We start from the raw sequence: 8029 nt of genomic DNA, 5'->3' as shown, positions 1-8029 counted from the left end.
ACCATCTCCGGCACCAACGTGGTCTACACCCCCGCTCCGGGCTTCGTCGGCACCGACACCTTCACCTACACCATCACTACTGCTTGCGGGACTGCCACTGCCACCGTCACCGTCACCATCCCCTGCACCGATACGCCCATCCGCCTGGTCAACGGCAGCTTCGAGGCGCCACCTGTGACCGGGTTCCAGATGCTCCCCGATGCCTCGATCAACCCGAGTATCGGCTGGCAGACCACTGCCGGCGACCGCCTGGTGGAGTTCTGGCGTACCGGCTACACCGGGGTCCCATCAGCTGATGGGCAGCAGTTCGCCGAACTCAACGCCAACCAGTTCTCCACGCTGTATCAGGACCTGCCCACCGTTCCCGGAACGGTCATGACCTGGTCGCTGTATCACCGGGGCGTCGCGGGCACGGACGTGATGCACGTGCTCATCGGCGCTCCCGGTGCGGCCGTGGCCCAGACCCCCGCCGGAGCCACCTCCCCCGACATCACCGACGGCAACACCGCCTGGCGCCGCTACACCGGGACCTACGTCGTCCCGCCGGGACAGACCGTCACCCGGTTCTCCTTCGAGTCGGTGTCGACCGCAGGTGGTAACCCGGCGACCGGCAACCTTCTGGACGGCGTGACATTCGAAACACCGGCCTGCCCAGCCACAACACAAACGCCGTGAAGGCGGACGCAACCTCGGGTGCGTACACCGCAAATTGATCGATCGCTGACCCGCGACCGCTCAGCTCCTTGACCATCACCACGACACCCGGCCGAGGGCCACGCGGACAGAAACGGAACAGATGCCAAAGCTCCTGTGCAGCAAGGCAACACAACCCTTGCTGCACAGGTCCACCTACCTTTGCTGGACTTCCCCTCCTAGCGTGGAGACCTGGCCTAAGGAGAAGGTCGGGTCGTGGGAGAGAGCAGACGCAGGTTCGACCCGGAGTTCCGGGCGGGCGGAGTCCGCATCGTGCGGGAGACAGGAAAGCCGATCGCGCAGGTCACAAAGGATCTGGGCATCAACGCGGGCACGCTGGCCAACTGGATGCAGATGGATCGGCTGGCCCGCGAGCAGGACACCAACGGCGGGGAACTGGCCGAATCGGAGCGGGAGGAACTCGCCAGGCTGCGCAGGCAGCGGGCTGAGTGGGCCAAGGAACGCGCTGAGCTGGAGATGGAGCGGGATGTCCTCAAGCGCTCGGTGTATGGGTCAACGAGGCGATGGGCCGGTGAGCACGGCGGCCTTCATCCGCCCCCGGAAGACCGAGCACGGCATCAGCCGCATCACTTCCTGCCGGGCGTTGGGAGTCTCGCGATTCTGGTTCTACAAGTGGAAAGACCGCGCTGTCACCGCTCGTGAGCGGCGGCGTGCCGATCTGGATGCGGCGATCGCGCAGCATTTCACCGCCTCCGGTGGCGCCCATGGCTCGCCGCGCGTCTCCCGTGACCCGCGCGTGGTCTGGCCGGGTCCGCCAGCGAACGAGCCCGGTCGAGCGTGGTGGCTCGACCGGGCTCGTCGGGTGGAAACGGATCAGGCGAGGTCGAACCGGTCGAGTTCCATGACCTTCGTCCAGGCCGCGACGAAGTCGGTCACGAACCTGTCGGAGGCGTCCTTGCTGGCGTAGACCTCCGCGAGGGCTCGGAGCTGGGAGTTGGAGCCGAAGACGAGGTCGACCGCGGTGGCGGTCCACTTCACCTCATCGGTGCTCACGTCGCGGATCTCGTACACGTGCTCCTCGGACTCCGATGCCTTCCACCGGGTGCCCGGGGAGAGCAGGTTGGTGAAGAAGTCGTTGGTGAGCACGCCGGGCCGGTCGGTGAGGACGCCGTGCCGGGTACCGCCGACGTTGGCCCCGAGAGAGCGCAGGCCGCCGATGAGGACGGTCATCTGGGGCGGGGTCAGGTTGAGCATGTAGGCGCGGTCGACGAGCAGCACCTCCGGCGGGGTCTTCTCGCCGGAGGACAGGTAGTTGCGGAACCCGTCGGCGCGGGGCTCGAGGACCCGGAAGGACTCGACGTCGGTCTGCTCCTGGGTGGCGTCGGTGCGGCCCGGGCGGAACGGCACCGTCACCGTCACGCCGGCCTCACGCGCCGCCTTCTCGACGGCGGCCGAGCCGGCCAGCACGATCAGGTCGGCAAGCGAGATCTTCGCGCCGCCGGCCTCGTTGAACTCACGCTGGATGCCCTCGAGGGTCTCCAGGACCGTCGCGAGCTGCTCGGGCTGGTTGACCTCCCAGCTCCGCTGCGGCTCCAGACGGAGCCTGGCGCCGTTGGCGCCGCCGCGCTTGTCGGTGGACCGGAAACTCGCGGCGGAGGCCCAGGCGGTGGAGACCAGCTGGGCGGTCGTGAGGCCGGACTCCAGGACCTTGGCCTTCAGGGAGGCGATGTCGCCGTCACCCACCAGTTCGTGATCGACGGCCGGCACCGGGTCCTGCCACAGCTGGGGTTCGGCGACCCACGGTCCGAGGAAGCGGCTGACCGGACCCATGTCGCGGTGCAGCAGCTTGTACCAGGCCTTGGCGAAGGCCAGCGCGAACTCGTCGGGGTGCTCCAGGAAGCGACGGGAGATCTTCTCGTACGCCGGGTCGACGCGCAGCGACAGGTCGGTCGTGAGCATCGTCGGCTTGTGCTTCTTCGACGGGTCGTGGGCGTCGGGGATGATCGCCTCGGCGTCCTTCGCGACCCACTGCTTCGCGCCACCGGGGCTCGTGGTGAGCTCCCACTCGTAGCCGAAGAGGATCTCGAAGAAACGGTTGCTCCACTGTGTCGGCACGTCGGTCCACGTCACCTCGAGACCGCTGGTGATCGTGTCCTTGCCCTTGCCGCTGCCGTAGGTGCTCAGCCAGCCCAGCCCCTGCGACTCCAGCGGCGCGCCCTCGGGCTCCGGCCCCACGTGGCCGTCCGCGCTCCCGGCGCCGTGGGTCTTGCCGAACGTGTGGCCGCCGGCGATGAGAGCGACGGTCTCCTCGTCGTTCATCGCCATCCGTCCGAAGGTCTCGCGGATGAAATACGCCGCCGCGGCCGGGTCCGCGTTGCCGCGGGGACCCTCCGGGTTGACGTAGATGAGACCCATCTCGGTCGCGCCGACGTCCGGCGACATCTCATTTTCGGTGACGTAGCGCTCGTCGCCGAGCCAGGCGTCCTCCGGACCCCAGAAGATCTCCTCCGGCTCCCAGATGTCCTCGCGGCCGAAACCGAAGCCGAAGGTCTTGAACCCCATGGACTCCAGGGCGACGTTGCCGGCGAGCACGAGCAGGTCGGCCCACGAGATCTTCTGGCCGTACTTCTGCTTGACCGGCCACAGCAACCGGCGGGCCTTGTCGAGGTTGGCGTTGTCGGGCCAGCTGTTGAGCGGGGCGAAACGCTGGGAGCCGTCGCCGGCCCCGCCGCGACCGTCGTGGATGCGGTAGGTGCCCGCGGCGTGCCAGCTCATCCGGATCATCAGGCCGCCGTAGTGGCCGAAGTCGGCCGGCCACCAGTCCTGCGAGGTGGTGAGCACCTCGATGATGTCCTGCTTGAGGGCCTCGACGTCGAGCTGCTCGAGCTCCTTGGCGTAGCTGAAGTCCTCTGCCAGCGGGTTGCTCCTGGAGGAGTGCGCGCGCAATGGCGAGAGGTCGAGCTGGTTGGGCCACCAGTCCCGGTTCGTGTGCGGACGACCGCCGGTCTTCGGAGTCGGCGAGTCGATGGCCGGGTTCTCGCTCTCGCTGCCACGCGCGGTCACGGAGTCGTGAGCGATCGGACAGCCGCCTGCTTCACCCCCGCTCTTCGTGTCGTTGACGATCGCGTCGTGGTTCTCGGTCATGGAAATCCTTCCGGATCAGCTGGCGGTGGAACAGTTGAGGCACACGCCCCAGTAAATGATCTCGGCCTCGTCGATCACGAAGCCGTGATCGTTGGACGCCGTCAGGCAGGGCGCCTCACCGATCGCACAGTCGACGTCGGCGACGACACCGCACGATCGGCACACGATGTGGTGGTGATTGTCGCCGACCCGCCCCTCGAACAGGGCGGGACTGCCCGGCGGTTCTATACGGCGGACGAGCCCCGCGGTGGTGAGCGCGTGGAGGCCTTCGTACACGGCTTGCAGGGAGACCTGGCCGATACGGTCACGCACTCCCGAGGTGAGCGCCTCGACACCGAGATGGTCGCCGTTTCGGACGGTTTCGAGCAGCGCGACACGGGCCGCCGTCACCCGTAGGCCGGCACCTCGCAGCTCCTCGGCGGTGGTCGGGGGCTGGGATGCGGTCATGACTCCAACATACCCTCATGAACATGAATAATTTAAGATATTGACTGGTTCAAGTCTTGGTAGGTCTCCTTCGATGTCCGGGAGCACATGCGTCTACGTGTTCATGATCAGCCCGATCCGGCTGTGACCCGGCGCCTTCGTCACGGCCCGAGGCGAGGCACCCAAGGTGAGCGGGAACGAGGCACAGGCATGGCGCAGGTCGTGAAGCCTGGGCCGGTCGAGCCTCGCTCCATGAGCTCGTCCGGCGGCAGATCGCGCAGGCCACCCACTCGGTGGGCGAGCTGCGCGCCATGCATCCGGTGGGCTCGCCGGAGAAGGGCCGCCAGGAGCAGAAGAGCAGGCGCAGCGTGCTCGACGCCCTGCGGCGCGGCATGACGATGCGCACGATCGTTCACGCGCGCGTGTTGGACGATCCTCGTAAGGCGGCCCGGGTCAGGGAACCGCATGCCGTCGGTGACTGGCACCGGGTCGTCGACGAGCCGATCCAGCAGGTGCTCGTCTTCGAGCGCACAGCGGCGTTCGTCCGGATCATCCCCGTGGCTTATTCGCCGGGCGCCCTGGTGATCAGGCAGCAGAGTCTGATCACCATCCTCATCGACCTGTTCGAACAGACCTGGGCCAGGGGCCATGGAGGCCACTGAGCCGACACCGGCTGACCCCGCGCGAGCGCGAGGTGCTCGCTCTGCTCGCCGAAGGGCGCTCCGACAGCGCTGTCGCCCGCGCGTTGTCGATCATGGAGGCGGCCGTCGGCAAGCATGTGGCCGGCGTGTTCGTCAAGCTCGAGCCGCCCGTGACTCAGGACGACAACCGGCGGGTGCCGGCGGTGCTCGCGTATCTGCGCGGAGCGGCGCGGTGGTGCCAGGCGGACCTCATCCTCGCCCTGGCCCCCATGTGGGCGGAATCCGGCACGATTTCAATGAGGTCATGCAACGGATGACTGGATTACTGGTCGGCGCGGTCTTCGTCGTCAACGCGCAAAGCCCGCTGAACACCGTGACCGTGAACTTCCTGCGGGTGGCCGCGCCTGTCCGGGGGCCGCGAGCGTCATCGCCATGTGGTCCGCCACAGCCCGGAAGGAGCAGCCCACCGCAGGCCCGCACCGGAACATGTTCGGCCGTGGCCACCTGATCGTCGTCGCTGAGGCGATCCCGCTCTTCGGCGGAATCCGGATGTTCGCCGCCTGGGGACGTCCGGAGCAGACCAACGTGGCCTGGGTGGCGTTCGTGGTCGGTGTGCACTTCATCGCGTTGGCGCCGGTCTGGAAGGACCGGGGCATCGCCGTACCCGGTGTGGTTCTCACCCTGCTCGGCGCCGCCGGTCTTGTCCTGGCGTCGACGGCCGCCGTCGCCTGGGTACCGTTCGTCAGCGGCGTGCTGTCCGGGGTGGTGCTCCTGGCCGGCACCGCCACCTTCGGCTGGCGCGCCATGAAAGCTCGGACGGCCTGACCAGGCCACTGCCGTTTCGCAAGCAGGATGTCAGGAGTATGAGCCTCCTGGGTTCCACCGGTCGGAACACCTCTCCACTGATCCCGGTCGGTCATCGGCGCATGTCGTCCCAAGATCGCTAAGGTGTGCCGCAGCCTGTGAAAGGACCACCTTGTCGAACTTCCCCCGGCTGTCGAGACCGGCATTGCCGACCTGGATGGTGGCCGCGGCCGTCGCCGCCTTCCCGACCTGGGAGGAGTGGCACTTTCGGCTTCACTCCGGTCCGGTCGAGACGCACGTCTGCATGAGCTCCGGGGTGTGGGAGACATCGCCCCTGGACCCCCTGCGAGGCGATCTCGACGGGATCATGCAGAACGTGGAGGCATGGGCCATCCCCGCGCTGCTGGTCCTGGGGGGATTTCTCGCCTGCCTGGGCCGCAGGGATCCACGGAGCGTGGGCCGGCGAACGGCGGGCGTTCTCGTTCTGATCGCGGTCATCAAACCGGCGACTCCCCTCTACACCTCGGCGGAGGAGTGCGGCGGTCCGATCCCCATCCTCAGTGCCGAGTGGTTCGCCACGGTGATGAGCAGTTGGGGAAGCACCCAACTCTGCCTCCTGGGCGCCGCCGCGCTCGTCCTGCTCGTCACCCAGACGATGAGCGGTGCCACCTCGAAACAGCCGGAGGTCGCCTCGTCGGCCGGTGTCACCTGGCGCCGGCCGGTGGCGCTACTGGTCGATTACGCGATCGTCATTGTGGTCCTCACCTTCGTCGTCCAACCCATCCTGGTGCTGACCGGCGTCGACGAGTTCTTCCCCTCCATCCACCTGGGCTACGGGCTCTTGAACGAGGCGGGGCTGTCGCTGGACAACGCAGATCCCGAACCGTTACTCGTCCTGTTCCTCGTGTTTCTGTACTTCTGGGCGCAACACAGCCTGTGGGGACGGACACCAGGCAAGCGCCTGCTGCGCATCGGCCTCGTCTCCACGAGGACAACGGTACGGCCGGCGGTGGGAAGGACGGCTCTTCGCACGCTGATCTTCCCGCTCCTGATCTTCGTGCCGTTCGCCGGGCCCGCCGTTCTCATCGTGGATGGGGTGTGGGCGCTTCTCGACCCTGAAGGCCGGGCGCTTCACGACCGATGGACGAACACCGACGTCATACGGACGGTTTCGAAGGTCCAGGCCCAGACGTAGCGGAACCGGCAGCCGACCTCCGGCAGGGCGCTTCACCTTGACCTCGGATCCGCCCCGCTTCCCTGCGGGCAGGGCGGCGGCAGACTGAATGAGCAGGCGGATGGGGTACGCGTGTCTGTGAAGTGACGACCCGGTTCGGGTTGCGGTTCACCGCCGCACCACGCCGTTCCAGACAGACCGGCTGAGCGCGCTGGTCCGCTGGTCCAGATTGAACCGATCCGAACGGCCAGGACCCGAGCCCCTTCTCTTTCCCGCCCTGACCGGCTCGACCGATCACCTCTCCATCACTTGGTGAGCCCAGCGATCAGCGCGGCCCGCTCCACACGGGTGCGTCCGGTCGCAGGATCTCACCGCGGTTCGAAGAAGCGACGGCCGAACGGAGCCGACGGTCGTTCACGGAGGTGACCATCCGGAGCGCCCTGACCTGACCTTGAGCGTCGCCCCAGCCCACTCCTTGTGCCGCGGAGCCATCTTGGAAGCTACCCGAGTAGGCGATTGCGACCTGAGCCGGACGGATCCGAACGATCCTGGAGACCGTTCGAGGATCTACGGATCGGAAGGTCGAACCGCGCCTGCTGTGCAACCCGCCAGGAGGGCGAAAAGAGGAGGTGGAAACCGGCGATCAGGAAATCCTCGTGTTCTGCCGACAGGCTATGAAGTCATCAAGCTCGGTCTGTTGCTCGCTGCTGAAAGCACGCCTGGGGAGGAAGCCCGCGAACTGCCTGTTCACGAAGAACAGCCAGAACTCGGGGCCGGTGACGATCCGTCCGAACAGCGACCATCGCATCGTGGTGGCGGACTGGTCGGTTCGGCACTCGTATCCGTCGCTGGTCAACCGGAGGGTGGTCGGCACGCAGAGGTGGGCGAGCTGCCGCTTGCCGGTACGTCGGATCGACCAGGTCAGCACGAGCGGGAAGACGACCGCTCCCACCAGCATGGCGACGCCCGTGGATGTGGAGCCGATCAGAACGCAGCCAAGCCCTGACGCGATCAGGACCGACGGCAGCACCAGATAGGCGATCTTGAGTTGCTGCCTGATTCCCTGTCCGAGTGCTCGCGCCACTTCATCGGGAGTGGGCTCGTATCTGACCGTGAAGTCCAACATGCTGCCTTTGTTCGTGTGGTGACACATCATTCAGGGCTCAGCAGAGAATCTGGCCTTCCC

9 protein-coding genes are annotated in these 8029 nt (G+C 67.0%); 6 read left to right on the top strand and 3 right to left on the bottom strand.

All coding sequences use genetic code 11. The annotated features are described in order from the left end of the window. Both ACVCAG_RS30545 and ACVCAG_RS30540 read left to right on the top strand, forming a co-directional pair. On the top strand, positions 1–675 hold a 675-nt coding region (locus tag ACVCAG_RS30545), incomplete at its 5' end, for an Ig-like domain-containing protein (RefSeq protein WP_440089421.1). Between the two features lie 234 nt (positions 676–909). Then, on the top strand, positions 910–1356 hold the full coding sequence (locus ACVCAG_RS30540) for a transposase (RefSeq protein ID WP_447190868.1): 447 nt from the start codon (positions 910–912) through the stop codon (positions 1354–1356). A 171-nt stretch (positions 1357–1527) separates the two neighbouring features. Here ACVCAG_RS30540 and katG read toward each other — a convergent pair whose 3' ends face one another. After that, positions 1528–3798: a catalase/peroxidase HPI gene (gene katG, locus ACVCAG_RS30535; RefSeq protein WP_440089419.1), complete on the bottom strand. Its 2271-nt coding sequence runs from the start codon at positions 3796–3798 to the stop codon at positions 1528–1530. Between the two features lie 15 nt (positions 3799–3813). Beyond that, positions 3814–4245: a transcriptional repressor gene (locus ACVCAG_RS30530; RefSeq protein ID WP_440089418.1), complete on the bottom strand. Its 432-nt coding sequence runs from the start codon at positions 4243–4245 to the stop codon at positions 3814–3816. Positions 4246–4517: 272 nt separating this feature from the next. Between ACVCAG_RS30530 and ACVCAG_RS30525 the strand changes: the two genes are divergently transcribed. The 4 genes from ACVCAG_RS30525 (at position 4518) to ACVCAG_RS30510 (ending at position 6864) form a co-directional block, all read left to right on the top strand. After that, positions 4518–4886 carry a hypothetical protein gene (locus ACVCAG_RS30525; RefSeq protein ID WP_447190867.1) on the top strand — a complete coding sequence of 123 codons (369 nt, stop codon included), beginning with the start codon at positions 4518–4520 and terminating at the stop codon, positions 4884–4886. After that, entirely contained in the window at positions 4859–5182 is a 324-nt protein-coding gene (locus ACVCAG_RS30520; RefSeq protein WP_447190876.1) for a response regulator transcription factor, read from the top strand. Before ACVCAG_RS30525 ends, ACVCAG_RS30520 begins: the two co-directional genes overlap by 28 nt. Positions 5183–5297: 115 nt before the next feature. Next, positions 5298–5690, top strand: coding sequence for a hypothetical protein (locus ACVCAG_RS30515; RefSeq protein ID WP_440089416.1), 393 nt, complete (start codon positions 5298–5300; stop codon positions 5688–5690). Positions 5691–5841: 151 nt separating this feature from the next. After that, positions 5842–6864, top strand: a complete 1023-nt coding sequence (locus tag ACVCAG_RS30510; RefSeq protein ID WP_440089414.1) for an RDD family protein — start codon at positions 5842–5844, stop codon at positions 6862–6864. Positions 6865–7486: 622 nt separating this feature from the next. On the opposite strand, the gene ACVCAG_RS30505 is transcribed toward ACVCAG_RS30510, so the two are convergent. Then, positions 7487–7969, bottom strand: coding sequence for a YcxB family protein (locus ACVCAG_RS30505; RefSeq protein WP_447190866.1), 483 nt, complete (start codon positions 7967–7969; stop codon positions 7487–7489). Positions 7970–8029: the final 60 nt, after the last annotated feature.

The organism is Streptosporangium sp. G12 (assembly GCF_052983175.1).
This window is presented reverse-complemented; position numbering and strand designations above follow the sequence as displayed.

Bases quoted from the DNA above. Each gene is read 5' to 3' on its own strand.
- katG (WP_440089419.1), bottom strand. From the start codon at position 3,798: ATGACCGAGAACCACGACGCGATCGTCAACGACACGAAGAGCGGGGGT.
- ACVCAG_RS30530 (WP_440089418.1), bottom strand. From the start codon at position 4,245: ATGACCGCATCCCAGCCCCCGACCACCGCCGAGGAGCTGCGAGGTGCC.
- ACVCAG_RS30515 (WP_440089416.1), top strand. From the start codon at position 5,298: ATGTGGTCCGCCACAGCCCGGAAGGAGCAGCCCACCGCAGGCCCGCAC.
- ACVCAG_RS30505 (WP_447190866.1), bottom strand. From the start codon at position 7,969: ATGTTGGACTTCACGGTCAGATACGAGCCCACTCCCGATGAAGTGGCG.